Below are 24,644 nucleotides of genomic sequence, written 5' to 3'. Positions count from 1 at the left end.
GGTGGGCTCCCCGAGCCCACGCGCAACGCCGAGACGTGACATGTGCAAAAAAAAACCGCTGCCGAGGCAGCGGTCTTTCATCGGAAGCTCAACGGCTTATTGCATCGACGCCAGCTTCTGCCACGTATCGATCACCGAGTCCGGGTTCAGCGACATCGATTCGATGCCCTGCTCCATCAGCCACACGGCGAAGTCCGGGTTGTCCGACGGCCCCTGGCCGCAGATGCCCACGTACTTGCCCTTCGCGCGGCAGGCCTTGATCGCCAGGGTCAGCATGGCTTTCACGGCCGGGTCGCGCTCGTCGAAGTCCTTGGCCAGCAGTTCCATGCCGGAGTCGCGGTCCAGGCCCAGCGTGAGCTGCGTGAGGTCGTTCGAACCGATCGAGAAGCCGTCGAAGTACTCCAGGAACTGCTCGGCCAGGATGGCGTTCGACGGCACTTCGCACATCATGATGACGCGCAGGCCGTTCTCGCCGCGCTTCAGGCCATATTTCGCCAGCAGCGCGATGACCTTCTCGGCCTGGCCCAAGGTACGCACGAACGGGATCATGATCTCGACGTTGGTGAGGCCCATCTCGTCGCGCACGCGCTTCATCGCCATGCATTCCATCTCGAACGATTCGGCGAAGTCCTCGGCCAGGTAGCGCGCGGCGCCGCGGAAGCCCAGCATCGGGTTTTCCTCGTCCGGCTCGTAGCGCGAACCGCCGATCAGCTTCTTGTACTCGTTCGACTTGAAGTCGGACAGGCGCACGATGACGGGCTTCGGCCAGAACGCGGCGGCGATCGTCGCGACGCCTTCGGCCAGCTTGTCGACGTAGAACGCGCGCGGCGACGCGTGGCCGCGCGCCACCGACTCGACGGCCTTCTTCAGGTCGTTGTCGATGTTCGGGTACTCGAGGATCGCCTTCGGGTGGACGCCGATGTTGTTGTTGATGATGAACTCCAGGCGGGCCAGGCCCACGCCGCCGTTCGGGATCGACTGGAAGTCGAACGCGAGCTGCGGGTTACCGACGTTCATCATGATCTTGGTCGGGATGGCCGGCAGGTCGCCGCGCGCCGATTCCGTCACTTCCGTTTCCAGCAGGCCGTCGTAGATCCGGCCCTCGTCGCCTTCGGCGCAGGACACGGTCACGAACGTGCCGTCCTTCAGCGTTTCCGTCGCGTCGCCGCAGCCGACGACGGCCGGCACGCCCAGTTCACGGGCGATGATCGCCGCGTGGCACGTGCGGCCGCCGCGGTTCGTCACGATGGCGGAGGCGCGCTTCATCACCGGTTCCCAGTTCGGGTCCGTCATGTCGGCGACGAGGACGTCGCCCGGCTGCACTCTTTCCATCTCGGACGGGTCGTTGATGACGCGGACCGGACCGGCGCCGATCTTCTGGCCGATCGCGCGGCCCGAGGTCAGCACGGTGCCCGTGCCCTTCAGCTTGAAGCGCTGCTGGGAATCCGTCGCCTTCTGCTGCGACTTCACGGTTTCCGGACGGGCCTGCAGGATGTACAGCTTGCCGTCGCGGCCGTCCTTGCCCCACTCGATGTCCATCGGGCGGCCATAGTGCTTCTCGATGATGACGGCATATTTCGCCAGCTCGACGACTTCCTCATCTAGCAGCGAGTAGCGGTTGCGCATTTCGATGGGCACGTCGACGGTCTGCACGGAGCGGCCGGCCTTGGCTTCCTTCGTGAACTCCATCTTGATCAGCTTGGAACCGATGTTCTTGCGGATGACGGGCTTCTTGCCCTGTTCCAGCATCGGCTTGTGCACGTAGAACTCGTCCGGGTTGACGGCGCCCTGCACGACGGTCTCGCCCAGGCCGTAGCTCGACGTGACGAACACGACGTCCTTGAAGCCGGATTCCGTGTCGATCGTGAACATGACGCCGGCGGCGCCCGTGTCGGAACGGACCATGCGCTGCACGCCGGCCGACAGCGCGACTTCGGCGTGGGTGAAGCCTTTATGGACGCGGTACGAGATCGCGCGGTCGTTGTACAGCGACGCGAACACGTGCTTCATCGCTTCCAGCACGTTGTCGATGCCGACGACGTTCAGGAACGTTTCCTGCTGGCCCGCGAACGAGGCGTCCGGCAGGTCTTCCGCGGTGGCGGACGAGCGCACGGCGAACGACACTTCCGTGTCCGAATCGGCCACGAGGCGGTCGTAGAAGGCTTCGATTTCGGCCTGCAGGCGCGGCTGGAACGGGGTGTCGATGATCCACTGGCGGATCTCTGCACCCGCGGTGGCCAGTGAACGTACGTCGTCGATGTCCAGGCCTTCCAGGCGCCGGGCAATGCGGTCACCGAGAGAGGGACCGCCGTCGACCGAGTGGTTCAGGAAGTCGCGGAAGGCCTGGGCCGTGGTGGCGAAGCCGCCCGGCACGCGCACGCCGGCCTCGGCCAGCTGGCTGATCATCTCGCCGAGCGACGCGTTCTTGCCGCCGACCGACTCGACGTCGGTCATGCGCAGGGTTTCAAACGAGGCGACGTAGACCGCTTCGCTCGCGCCGGCCGCCGTGGGATCGGGCGCCTTCAATACTGCATTCGACAGGTTAGTCATGATAAAACACCTTTTTGATGATGGAAATCTGTACGGCGGATGCGCCGACGGCCGGATGACGGACGAGCCTGGCTAGGCAGCGGCGGCGCGCCGAGCAATCGTTGCTCAAGGCGGGCTTCGCGCGGCAGGCTGGTCGAGTTTCCGGGGGATTTCTTGTTATTCTTGGCGTCGTAAAGCACAATCCAACAACCCGTTCCCAAGCATTTTACCGCGCGCGACCGGGTTTCACAGCCCAACCAGCTGCAACTTTGTCATTATCTGTCTAAAAAACATCATGTCTTTCGCTAACACCCCAGGCAGTCCGGGCGCCGCGCGCACCGTTTTCTTCGTTTCCGACGGCACGGGCATCACGGCGGAAACCTTCGGCCACGCGGTGCTGAGCCAGTTCGAGATGCGCTTCCGGCAGATCCGCCTGCCGTTCATCGACACGATCGACAAAGCCTACGCGGCCGCCCGCCGCATCAACGACGCCGCGATCGCCGACAACCAGCGCCCGATCGTGTTCTCGACTCTGGTGAAACACGACCTGTCGGCCGTGATCCGCGCCGCCCAGGGCATGCACATGGATCTGTTCCAGACCTTCGTCGCCCCGCTCGAGCAGGAATTGCGGGTGAAGTCGACGCACACGATCGGCCGCATCCACAACGTCGTCGACACGGAGGAATACAAGAACCGCATCGAGGCCATCAACTTCTCGCTGGCACACGACGACGGCCAGTCGCACAAGAACCTGGCGGACGCGGACGTGATCCTCGTGGGCGTGTCGCGCTCGGGCAAGACGCCGACGAGCCTGTACCTCGCGATGCAGTACGGGATCAAGGCGGCGAACTACCCGCTGATCCCGGACGATTTCGAGCGCAACAAGCTGCCGTCGGCGCTGCCGCAGTTCAAGCACAAGATCTTCGGCCTGACGATCACGCCGGAACGCCTGTCCGAGATCCGCAACGAGCGGCGCGCGGGCAGCAAGTATGCGTCGCTGGAGAACTGCCGCTACGAGGTGAACGAGGCCGAGCAGCTGATGCGGCGCGAGGGGATCCGGTGGCTGTCGTCGACCACCAAGTCGATCGAGGAGATCGCGACGACCATCCTCCAGGAGATCAAGCCGGACCGGCGTGAATACTAGGGGTCAGAGCCCGGTTCTTCTTTTAGTGAATACTAGGGGTCAGAGCCCGGTTCTTCTTTTAGGGGCTCTGACCCCGGTGCTAATGCGCGGCGCAATTGACCACCGGGGTCAGAGCCCAACCAGCAACACCGGGCTCTGACCCCTCTAGAAGAAATGCCGCCAATCTTCCAGCCAGCCGGGAAATTCGTCGGCCGGCATCGGATTGGCGATGTGGTACCCCTGCGCATACGTGCACCCGAGCCCCTGCAGGAAATCCCAGTCCTGCCGCGTCTCCACGCCGACGGCGACGGACATGCGATCGAGGCTGTGCGCCAGCCCGAGGCACGATTTCAGCACGGTGCCCAGCTGGCGCTTCTTCGACGCGCCGTCCACGAACGAACGGTCGATCTTGAGTTCCGAGAACGGGATGCGCGCCAGGATCTGCAGGTTCGAGCGCCCCGTGCCGTAGTCGTCGATCGCGAGGCCGAAGCCCAGCATGCGCAAGCGCACGAGGCGTTCGATGAAGTCGGCGTCGAAGCTGAGGATCGAGGATTCCGTCATCTCGAACGTCAGGTAGTCCGGCAGCACGCCGTGGCGCTGCATCGTCGACGTCACCTGGCGGATGAAGTTCGGATGCGCCAGCGTCTCCGGCGCCAGGTTCAGCGAGATGGAGATCGGGATGCCCTGGTCGTGGTAGCGGCGGCACCGCTCCACCGACATTTCCAGCATCGTCCAGTCGAGGAAGTCGATGCGGTTGTTCGCTTCCAGCGCGCCGATGAAGGCGGAGGGACCCAGCACGCCGTGCTCGGGATGGCGCCAGCGGGCGAACGTCTCCAGGCCTTTCACCTGGCCCGTCGCCAGTTCGATCTTGGGCTGGAAGAACGGCTCGAACTGGCGCTTCTGCAGGCCCACGCCCACTTCGGCGAACGTGAAGCTGGGGCCGGGCGCTGCCGCCGGCGCGCGCCGCGGCGCCTGGTAATTGTCCAGCAAGGCCTTGAGTTTCGTGCTCGTGACGGGCTTGGCGACAGTGCCCAGCAGGTCGACGCCATGCGCCTGCGCGAGGCTCTCGACGGAGAACAGCACGCTTGCCGGCTGGGCGCCGACGACGATCAGCCGCGCGTCCGACTTCAGCGCGGCGATCGCGCGCAGCAGCTCCAGGCCATCCATGCCGCCCAGGTCGAGGTCGATGACGGCGACGTCGATCTTCGGGGTAAAACCCGCCTGCAGGGTGCGCAGCGCCATCGGGCCGTCCGGCACGTCGGTAACGCGCGTGGCGCCCACCTGGCCGAGCGCTTCGATCAGCGCGCGGCGCTGCACCGGGTCCGCTTCCGCGACCAGGAAGTGCAAAGAGTGCAACTGCGTTTGCCCCATGTCCATCTCGACTCCGTCATAACGTGCACGAAGCGTAACCGAACGGGCTTATCGCGTCTACGCCTGCTGTTGTTGGCGCAGCTGTTCGAAGAAACACACGGCCGCGCACGCGGCCACATTCAACGATTCCACGGCGCCCGCATGCGGGATGACGACGCGGTGCGTGGCCAGGTTCAGCAGCGCATCCGACACGCCCTGCCCTTCATGGCCCAGCAGCCAGGCGACGGGGCGGGACAGGTCCACGTCGTAGATCCGTTCGCTCGCATAGCCGCTCGTCGCCAGCACGGGCACCGCCGCCTTGCGGATCAGGTCCGCCAGGTCGACGTTCTCGAAGATCTCCAGCACGAAATGGGCGCCCATCGCGGCGCGCAGCACCTTCGGCGACCAGATCGAGGCGGTGCCGGGGCTGCAATACACCTGCCTGATGCCCGCCGCGCCCGCACTCCTGAGGATGGAGCCGGCATTGCCCGGGTCCTGCACGCCGTCCAGCAGCACGGCCGATCGCACCAGGGCGTCCGGACGAACAGGCCGCGGCGTCTCGACGAGGAACAGCAGATGGATGCCGTGTTCGACCTGCGACAGCGCGCCGAACAGCGCGTCCGGCAGCGACGTGGCCGGCGCCGTCACGCGGTCGACGATGGCGGCCACTTCGGGATTCGCCAGCGCGCCTTCGGAGACGATGCAGTGCACGGGCTGTCCGACGAGGTCCAGGTACGCCTGGCACAGGTGCACGCCGTCCAGCAGCGAACGGCCGGCCTTGCGCAGGGCCTGGCTGCTGCCCGCGAGGTGTTTCAGTTCCTTGTAAAACGGGTTGTCGCGCGACGTGATGCTCTTCATGCCAGCGCCCCGAACAGGTCGGGTTCGAGCAACGCGCGCACGGGCGCGAAGCTGCGCCGGTGCACGGGGCTCGGACCGTGCTCGCGCAGGCGCGCGAGGTGCAGCGCCGTCGAATAGCCCTTGTGCTGGTCGAACGCATACTGCGGATACGTGTCATGCAGCGCGACGAGCGCCGCATCGCGCGCCGTCTTCGCGAGGATCGACGCGGCGGAAATCGCGTGCACCTTGTCGTCGCCCTCCACCACCGCATGCGCGCGGATGTGCGGCGCGAATTGCGGGCAGCGGTTGCCGTCGATGAGGGCGATGGTCGGCACGGTCGCCAGCTGTTCGACGGCGCGGCGCATCGCCAGCATCGTCGCCTGCAGGATGTTCAGCGTGTCGATTTCCGCATGCGAGCACTCGGCGATGGCCCACGCCAGCGCGTGCTCCCTGATCAGCGGGGCCAACTCGTCGCGCCGCGCTTCCGTCAGCTTTTTCGAGTCGCGCAGGCCCTCGATCGGACGGGCCGGATCGAGGATCACGGCGGCCGCGAACACGGGGCCGGCCAGCGGGCCGCGCCCGGCCTCGTCCACGCCGCAGACGATGTCGTCCAGCGTGAACGGCCGGTTCTTCGGCGGGAGGCCCGGGTAGAAATCCACCGCCTTCGTTCTCGTTTTTCTCATGCTTTGCCTATCACCTCGAGCACGGCGCGGGCGCTTTCGCGCGCGCTGTCGCGCAGCAGGCTGTGATGCATTTCGGTGAAGCGCTCCTGCAGCCTCACCCGGTTGTTCTCGTCCGTCAGCTGGAACCAGACGGCGTCCGCCAGCGCTTCCGGCGTCGCGGCGTGCTGCAGGAACTCCGGCACGACGAAGTCGCGCGCCAGGATGTTCGGCAGCCCGATCCACGGCAGGTAGCCCATGTTCCGGATGAGCAGCCACTCGGCCTGCAAGACCTTGTAGGCGATCACCATCGGCTTCTTGTACAGCGCCACTTCCAAGGTCGCGGTGCCCGACGCGGCCAGCACGGCGTCGGCCGCCGCGATGCACGCATGCGATTCGCCGTCGACGAGCTGAAGCGGCACGTCCTGCAAACCGGCCTTCGCCAGCAGCTCCATAAAATACGCTCTTTGCCGCTCGCCCGCCATCGGCGCGATGAAGCGCACGGACGGATCCCGCGCCGCCAGCAGTTGGACTGTCCGGACGTAGGGCTCAGTCAGGTACTTGATTTCCGACATGCGGCTGCCCGGCATGACGGTCACGACGCGCGCGTTCTCCGGCAGGCCGAGCTGGCGGCGCGCGGCATGCACGTCGGGCACCAGCGGGATCGTCTCCGCCAGCGGATGGCCGATGTACGTGACGGGCACGCCCGCCTTTCGATAGATCTCTTCCTCGAACGGGAAGATCACGAGCATGTGCGAGACGGCGCGCTGGATCTTCTTGATGCGCCCGCCGCGCCACGCCCAGATCTGCGGGCCGACGAAGTGCACGGTCGGGATGCCCGCCGCGCGCAGCTGCTCTTCCAGGCCGAGGTTGAAGCCGGGGTAGTCGGCGCCGATGAACGCGGCCGGACGCTCGGCCAGCAGGCGGTCGCGCAGGCGGTTCTGGATGCCCTTCAGTTCGCGGTAGCGCAGCAGCACGGGCAGCAGGCCGCGCACGGTGAGCGTGTCCATCGGGACGTCCGACGCAAGGCCCTGCTCCAGCATGCGCGGACCGCCGATGCCGGAAAAGGCCACGCCCGGCAGGCGCGGCTTCAGCCCCGCCATCAGGCGCGCCGCGAGCAGGTCGCCGGACACTTCGCCCGCGACCAGCGCGAGCTTCACGGATTCAGCGGACGATGCCACGGCTCGCGTTGTCGAGGAAGTCGCGCAGCGCGCGGATGTGCTGTGCGGCGTCGCCGGCGGCGGCTTCCTCTTCCGCCAGCCTGGCCTTGGCTTCTTCCAGCGTCAGGCCGGAACGGTAGATGGTCTTGTACGCGGTGCGGATCGCGTTGATCTGCTCGCGCGTGAAGCCGCGGCGCTTGAGGCCTTCGATGTTCACGCCGTGCGCCTCGGCCGGGTTGCCGGAGACGAGGACGAACGGCGGCACGTCCTGCGTGAGGCTCGTGTACATGCCGATGAAGGCATGCGCGCCGATCTTGCAGAACTGGTGCACGCCGCAGTAGCCCGACAGGATCGCCCAGTCGCCCACGTGCACGTGGCCCGCGAGCTGCGCATTGTTCGAGAAGATCGTGTTGCTGCCCACCTGGCAGTCGTGCGCCAGGTGCGTGTACGCGGACATCCAGTTGTCGTCGCCCAGGCGCGTCACGCCGGCATCCTGCACGGTGCCGAGGTTGAACGTGCAGAATTCGCGGATCGTGTTGCGGTCGCCGATCTCCAGGCGGGTCGGTTCGCCGGCCCACTTCTTGTCCTGCGGGGCGGCGCCCAGCGACGCGAACTGGAAGATGCGGTTGTCGCGGCCAATCGTCGTGTGGCCTTCGATGACGACGTGCGGACCCACGACCGTGCCCGCGCCGATGCGCACGTCCGGCCCGATGATCGAATACGGGCCGACTTCGACGGTGGAATCCAGCTCCGCCTTCGGATCGACGATCGCGCTCGGGTGGACCTTGCTCATCACTGTCCCGCCTTTTCGTTCGCGCGGATGGTGCACATCAGCTCAGCTTCGACGGCGACCTTGCCGTCGACGCTGGCGACAGCCTTGTACTTCCAGATGCCGCGCGAGGTGCGCAGGATCTCGATGTCCATCTTGAGCTGGTCGCCCGGCTCGACCGGACGCTTGAAGCGCGCGTTGTCGATGCCGACGAAGTACACGACGGAGTTCTCGTCCGGCTTGACGTTCATGGTCATGAACGACAGGATCGCGGCGGTCTGCGCCAGCGCCTCGATCATCAGCACGCCCGGCATCACGGGCTTGTGCGGGAAGTGGCCGTTGAAGAATTCTTCGTTGACGGTCACGTTCTTGATGGCGGTGATGGTCTTGCCCAGCTCATAGTCGACCACGCGGTCCACCAGCAGCAGCGGGTAGCGGTGCGGCAGGTATTCCTTGATCTCGTTGATCCCCAGGGTCTTGTTGGTCGCGGTGGTGGCTTCAGTCGTCATTTTTGTTCTGATGGTTCGGTCAATTGTTTGATCTGTTTTTCGAGGCTGCGCATCTTCTCGCGCAGCGAGGACAGGTTGCGCACGATGGCGGCGCTCTTTTCCCATTCGGCGTTCTTGGCGAGCGGATAGAAGCCCGTGTACTGCCCCGGCTCGAGCACGGAGCGCGACACCATGCTGCCCGAGGAGATATGGACGTTGTCCGCGATTTCCAGGTGCCCCAGCACCATCGCCGCGCCGCCGAACGTGCAATTCTTGCCGATCTGCGCGCTGCCGGCTACCCCCACGCAGCCCGCCATGGCGGTATTCGCCCCGATGCGGCAGTTATGGCCGATCTGGATCTGGTTGTCGAGCTTCACGCCGTCTTCGATGATCGTGTCGTCCAGCGCGCCGCGGTCGATGGTCGTGTTGGCGCCGACGTCGACGTCGTCGCCCAGCAGCACGCGGCCCGTCTGCGGGATCTTGATGTACACGCCGTTCTCGCGCGCGAAGCCGAAGCCGTCGGTGCCGATCACGGCGCCCGAGTGCAGGATGCCGCGCTTGCCGATCCTGCAGCGCGCGTGGAAGGTCACGTTCGCGAACAGATGCGTGTCCGCCCCGATCTCCGCCTCGCGGCCGACGAAGCAGCCAGCGTCGATGCGGACGCCCGCCTCGATCACGGCACCCTCTTCGACCGTCACGTTCGGGCCGATATGCGCGGTCGGTGCGACGCGCGCCGTCTCGTGCACGACGGCGCTCGGATGGATACCAGGCGGCGGCACGATCTCTTCGAGCGCCACGAAATACTGCGCGACGCGGGCGAAATAGGCGTACGGATTGGTGGTGACGATGCGTGCGCCGGCATAGGTCGTGGCGACGGTGGCGTCGTCCAGCGGCGAGACGATCAGCGCCGCGGCGCCGCTTTGCGCGGCCAGCGCGCGCAGTTTGCTGTTGCTGAGAAAGCTGATGTGCGAAGCGCCGGCGCTGTCGAGCGGTGCGATGCCCTGGACCTCGAGGTCCGGGTCACCTACCAGCTGGCCACCGAAGCGTTCGACCAAATCACCCAGTCGAGTGCCCATCGTGGTCGTTCCGTAAAAGAAGTGAAAACTGCCGGCCGCTCATCAAGCCGGCCGGCGTCAGGGAAGCGTGTTGGCTCACATGCTCACATGCTTACTTGTCGAGCAGCTTGAGGATCCGGTCGGTGATGTCGATGCGCGGACTGGTCCAGATGGCTTCCTGCAGCACGACGTCGAGGTGTTCCTGCTCGGCCACCTGTTCGATCAGTTTATAGGCTTTCTGCGCGATGGCGGCGCGCTCCTCGTTCTTGCGCTGGAACAGGTCCTCGTTGTACTCGCGCTGCATGCGCTGCACGTCCTTCTCCATGTCGAGCAGTTCGCGCGTGCGCTTGGTGCGGTCGACGTCCGACAGTTTCGGCGCTTCGTCGTCGAATTTCTCGCGGCTCACCTTGTACTTCTGCACTGCGTCGTCGAGCTGTTTCTGGCGCTTGGAGAATTCCGACTGCAGCTTCGCGTCCGCCGCCTTGGCCAGCTTGGACTCGGTCATCAGGCGCTCGGTGTAGACGAAGCCGATGCGGCTCATCCCGCTCTGCGCGGACGCCTGCGCCATCGCACCGGCGCACAGCAGCGCCAGCACCAGGCTACGCGGCAGCGCGGCTAACGATTTTTTCAACATATTCTTCGCAATCCTTGTTTCGACGACGGACCCGGTCAGAAACCGGTACCCATCTGGAACTGGAAGCGCTCAAGGCGGTCGCCCTCCTTCGCGTTCAAGGGCTTAGCATAACTCAACTTGAGCGGGCCCACCGGGGAAATCCACGACAGGCCGATACCCGCCGAGTAGCGCAGCTGCGACGTGCGGATCGGTTCGTGCTCCTGGTAGATCTGGCCGCCGTCGGCAAAGGTGAACCAGCGCAGCGAGCGATCCTGGCCGCTGCCCGGGAACGGGAACTGCAGCTCGGCGTTGCCGATCACGCGCTTGGCGCCGCCCAGGGCGTCGTACGTGCGCGGGTCGACGATACCGAGCGACGAGCTCTCGTAGCCGCGCACCGAACCGATGCCGCCGCCGTAGAAGTTCTTGAAGACCGGGTACGCGTGACCGCCGAGGCCCGCGCCGTAGTCCAGCTCACCCTTCAGCGCGAGGGTCATCCAGCGCGTGATCGGGCGGTACCACTGGTGTTCGTACACCACGCGGTAGTACTTGGAGTCGCCGAGGACGTCGACTTCCAGGTTGGCGCGCTGGTAGCGGCCGCGCGTCGGCGTGATGGCGGAGTCGCGCGAATCGCGGCCCCAGGCCACGGTCAGCGGGATCGCATTCGTCGTCGCCTCGCCCACGCCCGTCGCCTTCGCGACCGGGTCCTTCGAGTTCTGCATCACGAACTGCTGGTACAGCGTCGGCGAGCTCTCGTCCGTCTCGAGGCGGGTCTTTTCCAGGCCGGCGCCGAAGTAGACGGTGTCGATTTCCGAGAACGGCACGCCGAACGTGAGGTTGCCGCCCTGCTGGCGCACGGTGTACGAGCCGATGTTCAGCGCCGGCGGACGCGACGTGCGCAGGTACAGCTGGAACGCGCGCGAGATGCCGTCGTCGGTGAAGTACGGGTTCGTCTGCGCGAACGAGATCGTGCGGTTGTAGCGGCTGGTGTTCAGTTCGATGCCGACCGTGTTGCCGCTGCCGGCGAAGTTGGCCTGCGTGACGGACGCGGTGAAGGTGAATTTCTCCGCCTGCGAGAACGCGCCGCCGACCATGAAGTTACCGGTCGGCTTTTCGACGACGGCGATGTTCACGTCCACGGCGTCGTTGGTGCCCTGCGCTTCCGGCGTCTCGACCGTCACGTCCTTGAAATAACCCATGCGGTCGACCCGGTCGCGCGACAGCTTCACCCGGTTCGGGTCGTACCACGAGCTCTCGAACTGGCGGAATTCGCGGCGGATCACTTCGTCGCGGGTGATCGTGTTGCCCGAGATGGTCATGTGGCGCACGTAGGCGCGCTTGCCCGGATCGACGAAGAACGTGAAGGCGACTTCGCGCTTCTCGCGGTTGATCTCCGGGTTCGCGGTGACGTTCGCGAACGCGTAGCCGAAGCTCGCGAGACGGTCGGCGATGCGCTTGTTCGACGCTTCCTGCAGGTCGCCGGAATACGTCTGGCCCGGCTTCAGCAGGATCAGGTTCTTGAGTTCTTCCCCGCGGCCGAACAATTCGCCATCCATCTTGACGCCGGAGACGGTGTACTTCTCGCCTTCCGTGATGTTGATGGTGAGGTAGATGTCCTTCTTGTCCGGGGTGATCGAGACCTGCGTGGACTCGACGTTCACTTCCAGGTAGCCGTGATTCAGGTACCACGACTTGATGGTCTCCAGGTCGCCCGTCAGCTTCTGCTTCGAGTACTGGTCGGCCTTGGAATACCACGTGAACCAGCCGGAGGTGTTCAGCTGCAGCAGCTGGCGCAGTTCCTTGTCGGAGAACGCCTTGTTGCCGACGATGTTGATCTGCTTGATCTTGGCGACGTCGCCCTCGTCCACGTTGAACATGACGTTGACGCGGTTACGCTCGATCGGGGTGACGGTCGTGGTGATCTTGACGCCGTACAGGCCGTGCGACAGGTACTGGCGCTTGAGCTCCTGCTCGGCGCGGTCGACGGAGGCCTTGTCGAAGATCTTGGTCTCGCCGACGCCGATGTCCTTCAGCGCCTTGACGAGCATGTCCTTTTCGAATTCCTTGGTGCCGGTGAAGTCGACGGAGGCGATGGCCGGACGTTCCTCGACCAGGACCACGAGCACGCCGTTTTCTTCTTCCAGGCGGATGTCCTTGAAGAAGCCGGTGGCATACAGCGCCTTGATCGCCGCCGTGCCTTTTTCGTCGTCGAAGGTCTCGCCCACGCGCACCGGCAGGTAGCTGAACACCGTGCCTGCCTCGGTCCGCTGGATGCCTTCGACCCGGATGTCCTTCACGACGAAGGGAGCGACGGCGGCGGCGTGACCGGCACACAGGGCCAGCACGGCTGCGCCGATCATGCTGCGACGGGAGGGCAAGGCAAAACGCGGCTGGGCAAAACGTTCGGGTTGTAAATTCATCGGTTAGATCAATGGGTCAGTCATTGGACAACGTTACGTGTTCTTCGCCGGGGCTTGTCCTGCCTGGGCCGAACACTCCGATGCCCGCCGCAGGCGCGGCGTACAGTTCGGAGTGCCGTGTGTTCAGAGCAGTCGCACCAGGTCGTTGAAGACGGCAAGCGCCATCAGCATGAACAGCAGGCCGACCCCGGCACGCTGCGCGATCTCGCCGATCCGCGCGGGCAAGGGGCGCCCGGTCAAAACTTCCAGCGAATAATACAGCAAATGGCCACCGTCCAGAACGGGAATTGGTAACAGATTCATTACACCCAGGCTGATGGAGATGAAGGCGATGAACTCCAGGAACGGCTCCAGGCCAGAGCGGGCGGTCTGTCCGGCCACGTCCGCGATCGTGATCGGGCCGGTTACATTTTTCAGCGAGACCTCGCCCACGATCATCTTCGCGATCATCTTGACGGTCATCGCGCTCGTCTCCCACGTGCGCTGCGCGCCCTTCGCGAGCGCCTCCAGCGGCCCCGCCTTCACGGTCACCATCTCGGGCGCCTGCGCGATCATCAGCTTCACCAGGCCCCTGCCCGACTGCGGATCGCGGTCCGGCGTGAGGGGCAGCACGAGCGACTGGTCACCACGCTGCACGCCCACCTGGAGGGTCTTGCCGGGGGCGCCGCGCACGGCTTCGATGAAGGCGATGCCGTCGACGATGTTCTTGCCGTCGATCGAGGTCACGAGGTCGCCCTGGCGCAGGCCCGCGCGCGCGGCGGCGCCGTCCGGCAGCACCTTGTCGACGCTGGGCCGCGGGCGCCACAGCTGCATGCCGAGGACGCCCAGTACGTCGCTGTCGACGTCCAGGCTGGCCATGCGGTCCGCGGGCAGCACGGCGCGGTATGGCGCCGAGTTCGGACTCGGCCCGCGCAAGGTCAGTTCGGCCGCATGCTTGTCGATGGCGGCGCGCACGATCTCCCAGCGCAGCTCCGTCCACGACTGCACGGGCTTGCCGTTGACGGCCGTGACGACGTCGCCGCCGCGCACGCCCGCCTTGTACACGGCCGACGCCTCCGGCATCGCGCGCAGGCGCGTGCCCGGCTCCTCTTTCCCGTGCATGAACAGCGCGCCCATCACGACGATGGCGAGGATGAAGTTGGCGATGGGGCCCGCCGCCACGATGGCGATGCGCTTCCACACGTTCTGGCGCGTGAATTCGCGCGGCAGGTCCGCGTCATTGGTCGGCGCGGTCGAGGGATCGCGCGCGTCGAGCATCTTCACGTAGCCGCCGATGGGCAGCGCCGAGATCGCCCATTCCGTCTGGTCCGGACCGAAGCGGCGCGACCAGACGATGCGCCCCATGCCGATCGAGAAGCGCAGCACCTTCACGCCGCACAGGCGCGCGACGACGTAGTGGCCCAGTTCGTGAAAGACGATCAGCGGCCCCAGGGCCAGCAGGAATGCCAGCACGGTGTGGATCAGGTTCATGACACTCTCCCGTCAGGGCCCGCGTTGTTCAAGTGCGCAGCGCATGCACGATGCATCCGGCCGCGTCGCGGGCACGCGCGTCCTGGGCCATCACGGCCTCGATGCTGGTCGCCGCGCCATGCGGGTTCTCGTCCATCACGCGACGTACGACGCGGTCGATGTCGCGGAAGCCGATGCGGCGCTCCAGGAAGGCTTGGACCGCGATTTCGTTCGCCGCGTTCAGCAAGGCGGGCGCGGTACCGCCCGCGCGCAAGGCGTCGAAGGCGAGCGCGAGGCACGGGAAGCGGTCGAAGTCCGGCTTGTGGAATTGCAGCGCGGCGAACGTCGTCAGGTCGAGCTGGTCGACGCCCGACGCGATGCGTTCCGGGTACGCGAGCGCGTGCGCGATCGGCGTGCGCATGTCCGGGTTGCCGAGCTGGGCCAGCACGGAGCCGTCCACGTACGACACCATCGAGTGGATCACGCTTTGCGGGTGGATCACGACTTCGATCCTGTCGGCCGGCGCGCCGAACAGCCAGTGCGCCTCGATCACTTCGAGGCCCTTGTTCATCATCGTGGCGGAATCGACGGAGATCTTGCGGCCCATCGACCAGTTCGGATGCTTGCAGGCTTCTTCTGGCGTGACATGTTCCAGCGTCTCGACGGCACGCTGCAGGAACGGGCCGCCGGACGCCGTCAGCAGGATCCTGGCGACACCGGCCACGTCCGGCGAACGTGCATACGTCCCGGGCAGCGACTGGAAGATGGCGTTGTGCTCGGAGTCGATGGGCAGCAGGGTCGCCTTGTGTTCCTTGACGGCGTCCATGAACAGCTGGCCGGACATCACGAGCGCTTCCTTGTTCGCCAGCAGGATCTTCTTGCCCGCGCGCGCGGCCGCGAGCGTGGGCGCGAGGCCGGCGGCGCCGACGATGGCGGCCATCACCGTGTCCGTGTCCGGGCTCGATGCGATCTCGCACAAGGCCGCTTCGCCGTGGGCCACGTCGATCGGGAGGCCGGCCAGCAGGTCGCGCAGGCGCGCCGCGCTTTCCGCCGAACCGACGACGGCACGCTGCGGACGGAACACGCGGCATTGCGCGGCGAGCGCATCCACGCGCTCGTGCGCGGACAGCGCGTACACACGGTATTTGTCGGGATGACGTGCCAGCACGTCGAGGGTCGAGACGCCGATCGAACCGGTGGCGCCAAGGATAGTGATGCTTTGCATGTTGCGTTCCATTTTCAAGGTCGTTCCAACATGGGCGGGGCGGGTTGCAGACCACCGCCAGCGCCGAGTCATTCTGGCACGGCGCGCGCGAAGGCGGCGCGCCGCCCGCGTTGGAACGGCCTGTGTCTTACAGCCGCGAGCCGATCAGCGCGGCGAGGGGCAGCACGGGGATCAGTGCGTCGATGCGGTCCAGCACGCCGCCATGGCCGGGCAGCAGGTTGCTGCTGTCCTTCATGCCGGCGCGCCGCTTGAGCTGGGACTCGAACAGGTCGCCGACGATGCTGGCGGCCGTCATCAGTACGAGCACGACGGCAAGCACGGGCCAGCCGTACGTGTGCTGGACGCGCACGGCGAAGGTGTTCGCGAAGGCGTCGCCGCCGAACTGGACCGACAGGCCGCCCAGCACGAGCACGGCGATGCCGCCGCCGATCGCGCCTTCCCACGATTTACCCGGCGAAATCGATGGAGCCAGCTTGTGCTTGCCGAACGCCTTGCCGGAAAAGTAGGCGCCGATGTCGGCCACCCACACGATCGCGAGCACGGACAGCAGGAACAGCGGCGAGTGCGAATACAGGTCGACGATGGCGGCAAAGCAGCCGACCACGGCGAACGCGTAGACGAGCGACAGCACCGTGTTCGCGGGCGTGCCCAGCGGCGGCAGGCCGATCTTCAGCGACGGCGCGAACCGGGCGATCCACAAGGCCACGCTCAGCGCGGCCCAGAACGACAGATTCGTGTGGCCCGTGAACACGGACATCGCGAATACGGCGGCCCACACGAGCGCGATCACGTGGGCGTTGTGCGTTTCCGGATTGAACAGCCGAAAGCATTCCCAGATGGCGGCGCCGAAGAACACCGTCGCCACGACCGCGAACGCCGTGTAGTTGTTGAAGTAAAGGACTGGCAGCAATATTGCCAGCAGCACGACGGCGGTAATGACGCGGGTTCTGAGCATCAGCGGTTAGCCTTGTTTAGCCTTGTTGGCGACCTGTTCGCCGGTGCGGCCGAAGCGGCGTTCCCGGCTCTGGTAGGACGCGATCGCCGTGTCGAGCGAGTCGCGCGAAAAGTCCGGCCAGAAGGTGTCGGTGAAGTACAGCTCCGAATACGCGAGCTGCCACAGGAGGAAGTTCGAGATGCGCTCTTCGCCGCCGGTGCGGATGAACAGGTCCGGCTCCGGCGCATAGGCCATGGCCAGGTGCTCGGCCAGCATCTCTTCGGTGTACTCGGTCACGCCCGGGTTGGCCGCAACCATCTTGCCCGTCGCCTGCATGATGTCCCAGCGGCCGCCATAGTTGGCGCAGATGGTGACGGTCAGGCGGGTGTTGTTGGCGGTGCGGCGCTCGGCGTTGGCGATCATGTCCTGCAGCTTCGCATCGAAGCGCGACAGGTCGCCCACGACCTTCAGGCGGATGTTATTCGCATGCATCTTCGACACTTCGCGCTCGAGCGCGGTGACGAACAGGCCCATCAGGTAGGACACTTCGTCGGCCGGACGGCGCCAGTTTTCCGACGAAAACGCGAACAGCGTCAGGTATTCCACGCCACGATCCACGCAGGCTTCGACGATCTTGCGCACGGCGTCCACGCCCTTGACGTGGCCGGCCACGCGGGGCAGCAGGCGTTTGGTCGCCCAGCGGCCGTTGCCGTCCATGATGATGGCGATATGGCGCGGCACCGTCGGCGCTTCGGGGACTGCGGTGGTCGAACTTTTGAAAATCATAAATCTGGCCAAATGGCGGCTACAACAAAAGGCGGAACGGACCGGTCAAGCCTGGCCTGCCGGTCCGACGTCCACGACGATATGCGGCATATCATGCCGCAATACGGATCACACCGTCATCACTTCTTTTTCTTTCTCGGCAACCAGCTTGTCGATGTCGACGACGGCCTTGTCGGTCATCTTCTGGACATCGTCCTGGGCGCGGCGCTCGTCGTCTTCCGAGATCGCCTTGTCCTTGACCAGCTTCTTCAGCTGTTCGTTGGCGTCGCGGCGCACGTTGCGGACGGCGATCTTCGCGTCTTCCGCTTCCGACTTGCACAGCTTGACCATTTCCTTGCGGCGCTCTTCGGTCAGCGCCGGGGTCGGCACGCGGACGAGCTCGCCGAACGTCGACGGGTTCAGGCCCAGGTCGGACTCGCGGATCGCCTTTTCGATGACGTTCAGCATTTTCTTCTCATACGGCTGGACGCCGATCGTGCGGGCATCGATCAGGGTCAGGTTGGCGACCATCGGCAGCGCGGTCGGCGAACCGTAGTAGTCGACCATCACGTGGTCCAGGATGCCGGTGTGGGCGCGGCCGGTGCGAACCTTGGCCAGGTTGCCTCTCAGGGTCTCGATGGATTTCGCCATCTTGTCCTGGGCACTTTTTTTAACGTCAGCTACGGACATGCTGCTCTCCTGTATTTCTAACTATTGATTAAACGTGTACGAGTGTACCCTCGTCCTCGCCCATGATCACGCGCTTGAGCGCGCCCGGCTTGACGATCGAGAACACCTTGATCGGCAGCTTCTGGTCGCGGCACAGGGCGAACGCGGTGGCGTCCATCACCTGCAGGTGTTTCGCGATCGCTTCGTCGAACGAGATCTGTTCGTAGCGGGTCGCGTGCGGATCCTTCTTCGGATCGGCAGTATATACGCCATCGACCTTGGTTGCCTTCAATACAATTTCGGCCGAGATTTCCGAACCGCGCAGTGCGGCTGCGGTGTCGGTGGTGAAGAAGGGGTTGCCGGTACCGGCTGCGAACACGACGACCTTGCCCTCTTCCAGGTATTGCAGCGCCTTCGGGCGCACGTACGGCTCGACCACCTGCTCGATGCCGATCGCCGACATCACGCGGGCGGTGATGCCCTGCTGGCGCATGGCGTCGGCCAGCGCGAGCGCATTCATCACGGTGGCCAGCATGCCCATGTAGTCGGCCGTCGCGCGGTCCATGCCCTGCGCACCCGGCGCGACGCCGCGGAAGATATTGCCGCCGCCAATCACCACTGCCAGTTCCACACCCAGCTTCGACACCTCCGCGACGTCGGCGACCATGCGCTCGATGGTGGCGCGGTTGATGCCGAACGGATCGTCGCCCATCAGCGCTTCGCCAGACAGTTTGAGGAGGACTCGTTGGTAGGCTGGTTTTGTCATGAATGGGGCTCCTAAGTATAGATGTGTTTGATTCTGTTTCAGCGCCCGGGGAATGCGCCCGTGCGTTGCGCCAGCCGGAGGGGTCGCCCCCGGCGGACGCAGGGTGGGCACCCCGTGCCCACCATTGCATGCGTCACGTGAACGCATGGCGGGCACGCAATTCGCGCCACTTGGCTTGAATTGCCCCACCCTACCGGCGTCTTGCAACCGGTTGTAAAAACGGGCCTTGCGGCCCGTTCTCTTTATTACTGCTTGGCAGCAGCCATCTGGGCTGCCACTTCCGCTGCGAAGTCGTCGACTTTCTTCTCGATGCCTTCGCCGACCACGTACATCGTGAATGCTTTCACGGTGGTGTTGGCGGCCTTCAGCATCTGCTCGACGCTTTGCTTGTCGTTCTTCACGAAAGCCTGGTTGAACAGCGACACTTCTTTCAGGTACTTCTGCACCGACCCGTCGATACGCTTGGCGACGATCTCGGCCGATTGCGGCTGCTTGCCTTCGGCGACGGCCTTGTCGGCGTCTTCCTTGGCTTTCAGCTGAGCAACCGAACGCTCTTTCTCGATCAGCTCGGCCGGCACTTGCTCTGCCGACAGGGAGACCGGCTTCATCGCGGCGATGTGCATCGCGACGTCCTTGCCGACCTGCTCGTCGGCGCCGTCGTAGTCGACGATCACGCCGATGCGGTTGCCGTGCAGGTACGATGCCAGCTTGCCGGTGGTTTCGAAGCGCTGGAAGCGGCGAACGGTCATATTCTCGCCGATTTTGCCGATCAGTGCCGTACGCACGTCGTCGAACGTCTTGCCGTCGACCGGCAGGGCGGCCAGGGCGGCGACGTCGGCCGGGTTGTTCTCGGCGACCAGCTTGGCAGCCAGGTTGGCCATGGCCATGAACTCGTCGTTCTTGGCGACGAAGTCGGTTTCGCTATTGATTTCGACCAGCGCGCCGACGTTGCCGGCGACGAAAGCCGTCACGACACCTTCAGCGGTGATACGGGCTGCCGCTTTCGATGCCTTGCCGCCCAGCTTGACGCGCAGGATCTCTTCGGCACGCGCCATGTCGCCTTCGGCTTCGTTCAGTGCCTTCTTGCATTCCATCATCGGTGCGTCGGTCTTGGCGCGCAGTTCGCCAACCATCGCTGCAGTAATCGCTGCCATGTTCATTCTCCTAAAAGTAGGAGCAAGCCGCCGTCTTCGGCGTCTTGCATATTATTAATCTGTTCAGGAATTGCTTACAAAAAGGGGCGCTCGATCTTAGGCTCGGCGCCCCCTTTACAGCTCAGCGGGCCGTGACCCGCGGGCAATTAAGCTTGCTCGGAAACTTCGACGAAGTCGTCAGCCGACTTGACCATCTCGGCGACTTCGTTGGTCGCGTTGGCGCGGCCTTCCAGGATCGCATCGGCGACGCCGCGTGCGTACAGGGTGATGGCCTTCGACGAGTCGTCGTTACCCGGGATCACGTGCGACACGCCTTCCGGCGAGTGGTTGGTATCGACCACGCCGATGACCGGGATGCCCAGCTTGCCGGCTTCGGTGACGGCGCCCTTGTGGTAGCCGACGTCCACGACGAAGATCGCGTCCGGCACGCCCTGCAGGTCCTTGATGCCGCCGATCGACTTCTGCAGCTTTTCCAGTTCGCGCGAGAACATCAGCGCTTCTTTCTTGCTCATCTTCTCGACTTCGCCCGACTCGATGGCAGCTTCCATGTCCTTCAGGCGCTTGATCGAGGTCTTGATGGTCTTGAAGTTGGTCAGCATGCCGCCCAGCCAGCGCTGGTCGACGTACGGCACGCCGGCGCGCTGTGCTTCGGCGGCGATGATGTCGCGGGCCTGGCGCTTCGTGCCCACCAGCAGGATCGTGCCGCGGTTGGCGGCGATCTGCTTGATGGTCTTCATCGCATCCTGGTACATCGCCATGGTTTTTTCCAGGTTGATGATGTGGATTTTATTGCGATGACCGAAGATGAACGGGGCCATTTTCGGGTTCCAGAAACGGGTCTGGTGGCCGAAGTGAACACCGGCTTCCAGCATTTCGCGCATAGTGACAGACATTGTATTCTCCAGGGTTGGGTCTTGAATGACGGCCGGTACACCCGTTTCCGGGCACCCTTGTCGGCCGCATTCGCGATTTACATTCACAAATTGCTCGATATGGACACGAGCAACCCGAGATTCTAGCGGGATTCGACACGAATTTCAAGCTCGCGCACGCATACGGCTCTCAACAGTGGCGGCGGCGACCGGCCCGGCGGCGTTATGAATCACATATAATGACCGGCACAGAACTTATTGCAGAACGGATCAATATGGCCATTTCCATCAAGACCCCGGAAGACATCGAGGGCATGCGCATCGCCGGCCGCCTCGGCGCCGAGGTACTCGACTACATCACGCCCTTCGTCAAGCCGGGCGTGACCACCGGCGAACTGGACCGCCTGTGCCATGAATACATGGTCAACGTGCAAGGCACCGTCCCCGCCCCGCTGAACTATGCGCCGCCGGGCTACCCGCCGTTCCCGAAAGCCGTCTGCACCTCCGTCAACGACGTGATCTGCCACGGCATTCCGGGCGACAAGGTGCTCAAGAATGGCGACGTGGTGAACATCGACGTCACCGTCATCACCAAGGACGGTTACCATGGCGACAACAGCCGCATGTTCTTCATCGGCGAACCGTCGAAGCTGGCGCGCCGCCTGACGGACATCACCTACGAATGCATGTGGCTGGGCATCAGCAAGGTGAAACCGGGCGCGCACCTGGGCGACATCGGCCACGTGATCCAGCAGCATGCGGAAAACGCCGGCTACTCCGTCGTGCGCGAATTCTGCGGCCACGGCATCGGCAAGGTGTTCCACGAGGAACCGCAGGTGCTGCACTACGGCCGCCCGGGCACGGGCGAGGAACTGAAAGCCGGCATGATCTTCACGATCGAGCCGATGATCAACGCGGGCCGCCGCGAGATCCGCGAAATGCCGGACGGCTGGACGATCAAGACGAAGGACCGCAGCCTGTCGGCCCAGTGGGAACACATGATCCTCGTGACGGAGACGGGCTATGAAGTGCTGACGACGTCGGCCGGTACCCCGCCGCCGCCCGCCATCATCCAGCCGAAAGACACCGTCGCCGCCTGATCCGCCACCATGTCCACTGCCACCATCGCCCCGCCGCCGCAACCCCTGCAGCCGCTGCAATTGAAACAGCGCCTGAAAGCCGAGCGCCAGCTCGTCATTGCCGAGTTCCGCGAGAACGGCAAGCCGGAAAAACTGTTGCGCGGCCTGCGCCACAGCGTCGACGGCGTGCTGGCGGATGCGTGGCACGCGGCCGGTCTCCCGCCTGACGCGGCGCTCGTGGGCGTGGGCGGCTACGGCCGCGGCGAGCTGTTCCCGAATTCCGACGTCGACCTGCTGATCCTGCTGGGCAACCCGCCCGACGCGATCGCACAGGCGAAGCTGGAAAACTTCGTGCAGCTGCTGTGGGACCTGGGCCTGGAGATCGGTCACAGCATCCGCACGGTGGACGAATGCATGACGGAGTCGGCCGCCGACATCACCGTGCAGACGAGCCTGCTGGAAGCCCGCCTCGTGACGGGCAATGAAGCCGTGTTCAACGAGCTGCTGCGCCGCTACGACGAGGCGATGGACCCGCAGGCCTTCTTCCAGGCCAAGACGGCCGAGATGCGCCTGCGTCACGCGAAATACGAATACACGCCGTTCTCGCTGGAGCCGAACGTCAAGGAAAGCCCGGGCGCGCTGCGCGACCTGCAGGTGATCCTGTGGGTGGCCAAGGCGGCCGGCCTCGCGAATTCCTGGAGCCAGCTCGCGATCCGCGGCCTGATCACGCGCGAGGAAGCGCGCCAGCTGATGGAAAAGGAGCGCGCCTTCAAGGACATCCGCATCCGCCTGCACCTGCAGACGAACCGGCGCGAAGACCGCCTCGTGTTCGACGTCCAGACGGCCATCGCGGAAACGTTCGGCCTCACGTCGACCGGCGCAGGCCTCGATGCGCGCCGCGCCAGCGAATTCCTGATGCAGAGATATTACTGGGCTGCGAAGACGGTGACCCAGCTGAACACGATCCTGCTGCAGAACATCGAAGCCTACCTGTTCCCCACGCCGTCGCAGCCGGTGCCGATCAACCCGCGCTTCAACGAAGTGGGCGGCTTCATCGACATCGCCGCGGACGACACGTTCGAATCCACGCCTTCCGCCGTGCTGGAAATCTTCGTGCTGATGACGGAGCGCCCCGACATCAAGGGCATGACCGCACGCACGATGCGCGCCCTGTGGCACGCCCGCACCCTGATCGACGACGCGTTCCGCGCGAGTCCGCAGCACCGCGCCCTGTTCCTGCGCGTGCTGCAGGCGCCCGTGGGCCTCGTGCACGCGCTGCGCCGCATGAACGACATGGGCATCCTCGGCCGCTACCTGCCGAACTTCCGCCGCATCATCGGCCAGATGCAACACGACCTGTTCCACGTGTACACGGTCGACCAGCACATCATGATGGTCGTGCGCAACATGCGCCGCTTCACGATGACGGAGCACGCGCACGAATACCCGTTCTGCAGCCAGCTGATCGCGAATTTCCGCGACCGCTGGCTGCTGTACGTGGCCGCCCTCTTCCACGACATCGCCAAGGGCCGCGGCGGCGACCACTCGGAACTGGGCAAGGTCGATGCGCGCGAATTCTGCCGCGACCACGCACTGTCCGAGGAAGACACGGAACTGGTCGTGTTTCTCGTGGAGCACCACCTGACGATGTCGGTGGTGGCGCAAAAGCAGGACCTGTCCGATCCGGACGTGATCCAGTCCTTCGCCCGCCTCGTGCGCGACGAACGCCACCTGACCGCGCTGTACCTGCTGACGGTGGCCGACATCCGCGGCACGAGCCCGAAGGTGTGGAATGCGTGGAAGGCGAAGCTGCTGGAAGACCTGTACAAGATGACGCTGCGCGTGCTGGGCGGCGAGCCGCCGTCGGCCGACCGCGAACTGCGCGCGCGCCAGCAGGAAGCGCTGGCGACGCTGCGCCTGTTCGGCCTGCCGTCCGATGCGCACGAGGCGCTGTGGAAGCAGCTCGACATGGCGTATTTCCTGCGCCACGACGCGTCCGACATCGCCTGGCAGACGCGCTGCCTGATCGACAAGCTGGGCCGCGACAAGCCCGTCGTGAAATCGCGCCTGGCGCCGATCGGCGAAGGCCTGCAGGTGACGGTGTACGTGCAGGACCAGCCCGACCTGTTCGCGCGCATCTGCAGCTATTTCGACCGCAAGAATTTCTCCATCCTCGACGCCAAGATCCACACGACGAAGGATGGCTACGCGCTCGACACGTTCCTCATCACGGACGAGCATTTCGCCAACAGCTACCGCGACATCATCAACCTGATCGAGCACGAGCTGTGCGAGGTGCTCGTGCACCAGGAACCCTTGTGCCCGCCGCTGCGGGGCCGGCTGTCGCGCATGTCGCGCAACTTCCCCATCACGCCGACCGTGGACATGCGCCCGGACGAGCGCGGCCAGTTCTGGGTGCTGTCCATCGGTGCCAACGACCGCAACGGACTGCTGTACTCGATCGCGAGCGTGCTGGCGCGTTATCGCATCAACCTGCACACCGCCAAGATCATGACCCTGGGCGAGCGCGTCGAGGACGTGTTCCTCATCGACGGGCAGGCGCTCAATAACCAGCGGGTGCAGGTGCAACTCGAGACCGAGTTGCTGGATGCCGTAAAAATCTAAGTTAAAGCGCCATTCCCGCGAAAGGGGGAATCCATACTGAGCCACAGAATTCTGTCATTCGGAATCGACTGCAGCCTGTCACCGGAGTGACTTCGGCGCTTCAGCA

General features: G+C 64.9%; 21 protein-coding genes. 3 read left to right on the top strand and 18 right to left on the bottom strand.

Annotated features, from left to right (window positions below):
• Nucleotides 1–96 precede the first annotated feature (96 nt).
• The gene (ppsA, locus tag ACEN98_RS14305) at nucleotides 97–2,454 is read right to left on the bottom strand and encodes a phosphoenolpyruvate synthase (protein ID WP_413385991.1); all 2,358 of its coding nucleotides are present in this window, start codon (nucleotides 2,452–2,454) and stop codon (nucleotides 97–99) included.
• A 370-nt stretch (nucleotides 2,455–2,824) separates the two neighbouring features.
• Between ppsA and ACEN98_RS14300 the strand changes: the two genes are divergently transcribed.
• Complete coding sequence (locus tag ACEN98_RS14300) at nucleotides 2,825–3,673, top strand: pyruvate, water dikinase regulatory protein (protein WP_056135226.1); 849 nt, start codon at nucleotides 2,825–2,827, stop codon at nucleotides 3,671–3,673.
• 144 nt (nucleotides 3,674–3,817) lie between these two features.
• Here the strand turns inward: ACEN98_RS14300 and ACEN98_RS14295 are convergent, their stop codons facing one another.
• The 17 genes from ACEN98_RS14295 to rpsB all read right to left on the bottom strand — a co-directional run bounded on the left by ACEN98_RS14295 (nucleotide 3,818) and on the right by rpsB (nucleotide 20,855).
• Complete coding sequence (locus tag ACEN98_RS14295) at nucleotides 3,818–5,029, bottom strand: EAL domain-containing protein (RefSeq protein WP_413385345.1); 1,212 nt, start codon at nucleotides 5,027–5,029, stop codon at nucleotides 3,818–3,820.
• Between the two features lie 51 nt (nucleotides 5,030–5,080).
• Complete coding sequence (locus tag ACEN98_RS14290; protein WP_413385343.1) at nucleotides 5,081–5,860, bottom strand: TrmH family RNA methyltransferase; 780 nt, start codon at nucleotides 5,858–5,860, stop codon at nucleotides 5,081–5,083.
• The gene (rnhB, locus tag ACEN98_RS14285; protein WP_413385341.1) at nucleotides 5,857–6,522 is read right to left on the bottom strand and encodes a ribonuclease HII; all 666 of its coding nucleotides are present in this window, start codon (nucleotides 6,520–6,522) and stop codon (nucleotides 5,857–5,859) included. The genes ACEN98_RS14290 and rnhB overlap by 4 nt, the downstream gene beginning before the upstream one ends.
• Nucleotides 6,519–7,679: a lipid-A-disaccharide synthase gene (gene lpxB / locus ACEN98_RS14280; protein ID WP_413385339.1), complete on the bottom strand. Its 1,161-nt coding sequence runs from the start codon at nucleotides 7,677–7,679 to the stop codon at nucleotides 6,519–6,521. Before lpxB ends, rnhB begins: the two co-directional genes overlap by 4 nt.
• Nucleotides 7,663–8,451, bottom strand: coding sequence for an acyl-ACP--UDP-N-acetylglucosamine O-acyltransferase (lpxA, locus tag ACEN98_RS14275; RefSeq protein ID WP_056135241.1), 789 nt, complete (start codon nucleotides 8,449–8,451; stop codon nucleotides 7,663–7,665). The genes lpxB and lpxA overlap by 17 nt, the downstream gene beginning before the upstream one ends.
• Nucleotides 8,451–8,936, bottom strand: coding sequence for a 3-hydroxyacyl-ACP dehydratase FabZ (fabZ, locus tag ACEN98_RS14270; protein WP_371760538.1), 486 nt, complete (start codon nucleotides 8,934–8,936; stop codon nucleotides 8,451–8,453). The genes lpxA and fabZ overlap by 1 nt, the downstream gene beginning before the upstream one ends.
• Complete coding sequence (lpxD, locus tag ACEN98_RS14265; protein ID WP_413339631.1) at nucleotides 8,933–9,991, bottom strand: UDP-3-O-(3-hydroxymyristoyl)glucosamine N-acyltransferase; 1,059 nt, start codon at nucleotides 9,989–9,991, stop codon at nucleotides 8,933–8,935. Before lpxD ends, fabZ begins: the two co-directional genes overlap by 4 nt.
• A 91-nt stretch (nucleotides 9,992–10,082) precedes the next feature.
• Complete coding sequence (locus ACEN98_RS14260; RefSeq protein ID WP_082577389.1) at nucleotides 10,083–10,604, bottom strand: OmpH family outer membrane protein; 522 nt, start codon at nucleotides 10,602–10,604, stop codon at nucleotides 10,083–10,085.
• A 35-nt stretch (nucleotides 10,605–10,639) separates the two neighbouring features.
• Nucleotides 10,640–13,000, bottom strand: coding sequence for an outer membrane protein assembly factor BamA (gene bamA, locus ACEN98_RS14255; RefSeq protein ID WP_413385337.1), 2,361 nt, complete (start codon nucleotides 12,998–13,000; stop codon nucleotides 10,640–10,642).
• Between the two features lie 123 nt (nucleotides 13,001–13,123).
• Nucleotides 13,124–14,470, bottom strand: coding sequence for an RIP metalloprotease RseP (rseP, locus tag ACEN98_RS14250; RefSeq protein WP_413385335.1), 1,347 nt, complete (start codon nucleotides 14,468–14,470; stop codon nucleotides 13,124–13,126).
• 28 nt (nucleotides 14,471–14,498) lie between these two features.
• Nucleotides 14,499–15,674 carry a 1-deoxy-D-xylulose-5-phosphate reductoisomerase gene (gene ispC / locus ACEN98_RS14245; RefSeq protein ID WP_413385333.1) on the bottom strand — a complete coding sequence of 392 codons (1,176 nt, stop codon included), beginning with the start codon at nucleotides 15,672–15,674 and terminating at the stop codon, nucleotides 14,499–14,501.
• A 127-nt stretch (nucleotides 15,675–15,801) separates the two neighbouring features.
• Nucleotides 15,802–16,629 (bottom strand): phosphatidate cytidylyltransferase, encoded by an 828-nt coding sequence (locus ACEN98_RS14240; protein ID WP_413339901.1) that lies wholly within the window; start codon nucleotides 16,627–16,629, stop codon nucleotides 15,802–15,804.
• A gap of 6 nt (nucleotides 16,630–16,635) precedes the next feature.
• Nucleotides 16,636–17,394: a polyprenyl diphosphate synthase gene (uppS, locus tag ACEN98_RS14235; protein WP_413339903.1), complete on the bottom strand. Its 759-nt coding sequence runs from the start codon at nucleotides 17,392–17,394 to the stop codon at nucleotides 16,636–16,638.
• A gap of 108 nt (nucleotides 17,395–17,502) precedes the next feature.
• A complete protein-coding gene (gene frr / locus ACEN98_RS14230; RefSeq protein WP_036228560.1) occupies nucleotides 17,503–18,063 on the bottom strand; it encodes a ribosome recycling factor in 561 nt (186 codons plus the stop codon).
• Between the two features lie 28 nt (nucleotides 18,064–18,091).
• Nucleotides 18,092–18,808, bottom strand: a complete 717-nt coding sequence (gene pyrH, locus ACEN98_RS14225; RefSeq protein WP_036228558.1) for a UMP kinase — start codon at nucleotides 18,806–18,808, stop codon at nucleotides 18,092–18,094.
• Between the two features lie 245 nt (nucleotides 18,809–19,053).
• Nucleotides 19,054–19,962 (bottom strand): translation elongation factor Ts, encoded by a 909-nt coding sequence (gene tsf, locus ACEN98_RS14220; RefSeq protein ID WP_371762385.1) that lies wholly within the window; start codon nucleotides 19,960–19,962, stop codon nucleotides 19,054–19,056.
• A gap of 146 nt (nucleotides 19,963–20,108) precedes the next feature.
• Nucleotides 20,109–20,855, bottom strand: a complete 747-nt coding sequence (gene rpsB / locus ACEN98_RS14215; RefSeq protein WP_036228556.1) for a 30S ribosomal protein S2 — start codon at nucleotides 20,853–20,855, stop codon at nucleotides 20,109–20,111.
• Between the two features lie 254 nt (nucleotides 20,856–21,109).
• On the opposite strand from rpsB, the gene map reads away from it, so the two are divergent.
• Together map and ACEN98_RS14205 are read left to right on the top strand one after the other, a co-directional pair.
• Nucleotides 21,110–21,934: a type I methionyl aminopeptidase gene (gene map / locus ACEN98_RS14210; RefSeq protein ID WP_413339906.1), complete on the top strand. Its 825-nt coding sequence runs from the start codon at nucleotides 21,110–21,112 to the stop codon at nucleotides 21,932–21,934.
• 9 nt (nucleotides 21,935–21,943) lie between these two features.
• Nucleotides 21,944–24,538 carry a [protein-PII] uridylyltransferase gene (locus tag ACEN98_RS14205; protein WP_413385330.1) on the top strand — a complete coding sequence of 865 codons (2,595 nt, stop codon included), beginning with the start codon at nucleotides 21,944–21,946 and terminating at the stop codon, nucleotides 24,536–24,538.
• The last annotated feature ends 106 nt before the right edge of the window (nucleotides 24,539–24,644 follow it).

Origin of the sequence: Massilia sp. CT11-137, assembly GCF_047302885.1 — a bacterium.
GTDB classification, from domain to species: domain Bacteria; phylum Pseudomonadota; class Gammaproteobacteria; order Burkholderiales; family Burkholderiaceae_D; genus Telluria; species Telluria orientalis.
Note: the sequence above shows the minus strand (reverse complement) of the source record. Positions and strands in the feature narration are given on the sequence as shown.

What these genes read in the sequence shown, in the direction of transcription:
- ACEN98_RS14260 (WP_082577389.1), bottom strand. Translation starts at nt 10,604, where the DNA reads ATGTTGAAAAAATCGTTAGCCGCGCTGCCGCGTAGCCTGGTGCTGGCG.
- ACEN98_RS14290 (WP_413385343.1), bottom strand. Translation starts at nt 5,860, where the DNA reads ATGAAGAGCATCACGTCGCGCGACAACCCGTTTTACAAGGAACTGAAA.
- fabZ (WP_371760538.1), bottom strand. Translation starts at nt 8,936, where the DNA reads ATGACGACTGAAGCCACCACCGCGACCAACAAGACCCTGGGGATCAAC.
- tsf (WP_371762385.1), bottom strand. Translation starts at nt 19,962, where the DNA reads ATGGCAGCGATTACTGCAGCGATGGTTGGCGAACTGCGCGCCAAGACC.
- ACEN98_RS14240 (WP_413339901.1), bottom strand. Translation starts at nt 16,629, where the DNA reads ATGCTCAGAACCCGCGTCATTACCGCCGTCGTGCTGCTGGCAATATTG.
- rnhB (WP_413385341.1), bottom strand. Translation starts at nt 6,522, where the DNA reads ATGAGAAAAACGAGAACGAAGGCGGTGGATTTCTACCCGGGCCTCCCG.
- ACEN98_RS14295 (WP_413385345.1), bottom strand. Translation starts at nt 5,029, where the DNA reads ATGGACATGGGGCAAACGCAGTTGCACTCTTTGCACTTCCTGGTCGCG.
- map (WP_413339906.1), top strand. Translation starts at nt 21,110, where the DNA reads ATGGCCATTTCCATCAAGACCCCGGAAGACATCGAGGGCATGCGCATC.
- frr (WP_036228560.1), bottom strand. Translation starts at nt 18,063, where the DNA reads ATGTCCGTAGCTGACGTTAAAAAAAGTGCCCAGGACAAGATGGCGAAA.
- lpxA (WP_056135241.1), bottom strand. Translation starts at nt 8,451, where the DNA reads ATGAGCAAGGTCCACCCGAGCGCGATCGTCGATCCGAAGGCGGAGCTG.
- uppS (WP_413339903.1), bottom strand. Translation starts at nt 17,394, where the DNA reads ATGATTTTCAAAAGTTCGACCACCGCAGTCCCCGAAGCGCCGACGGTG.
- rpsB (WP_036228556.1), bottom strand. Translation starts at nt 20,855, where the DNA reads ATGTCTGTCACTATGCGCGAAATGCTGGAAGCCGGTGTTCACTTCGGC.
- rseP (WP_413385335.1), bottom strand. Translation starts at nt 14,470, where the DNA reads ATGAACCTGATCCACACCGTGCTGGCATTCCTGCTGGCCCTGGGGCCG.
- ppsA (WP_413385991.1), bottom strand. Translation starts at nt 2,454, where the DNA reads ATGACCGACGTCGAGTCGGTCGGCGGCAAGAACGCGTCGCTCGGCGAG.
- bamA (WP_413385337.1), bottom strand. Translation starts at nt 13,000, where the DNA reads ATGAATTTACAACCCGAACGTTTTGCCCAGCCGCGTTTTGCCTTGCCC.
- ACEN98_RS14205 (WP_413385330.1), top strand. Translation starts at nt 21,944, where the DNA reads ATGTCCACTGCCACCATCGCCCCGCCGCCGCAACCCCTGCAGCCGCTG.
- ACEN98_RS14300 (WP_056135226.1), top strand. Translation starts at nt 2,825, where the DNA reads ATGTCTTTCGCTAACACCCCAGGCAGTCCGGGCGCCGCGCGCACCGTT.
- pyrH (WP_036228558.1), bottom strand. Translation starts at nt 18,808, where the DNA reads ATGACAAAACCAGCCTACCAACGAGTCCTCCTCAAACTGTCTGGCGAA.
- ispC (WP_413385333.1), bottom strand. Translation starts at nt 15,674, where the DNA reads ATGCAAAGCATCACTATCCTTGGCGCCACCGGTTCGATCGGCGTCTCG.
- lpxD (WP_413339631.1), bottom strand. Translation starts at nt 9,991, where the DNA reads ATGGGCACTCGACTGGGTGATTTGGTCGAACGCTTCGGTGGCCAGCTG.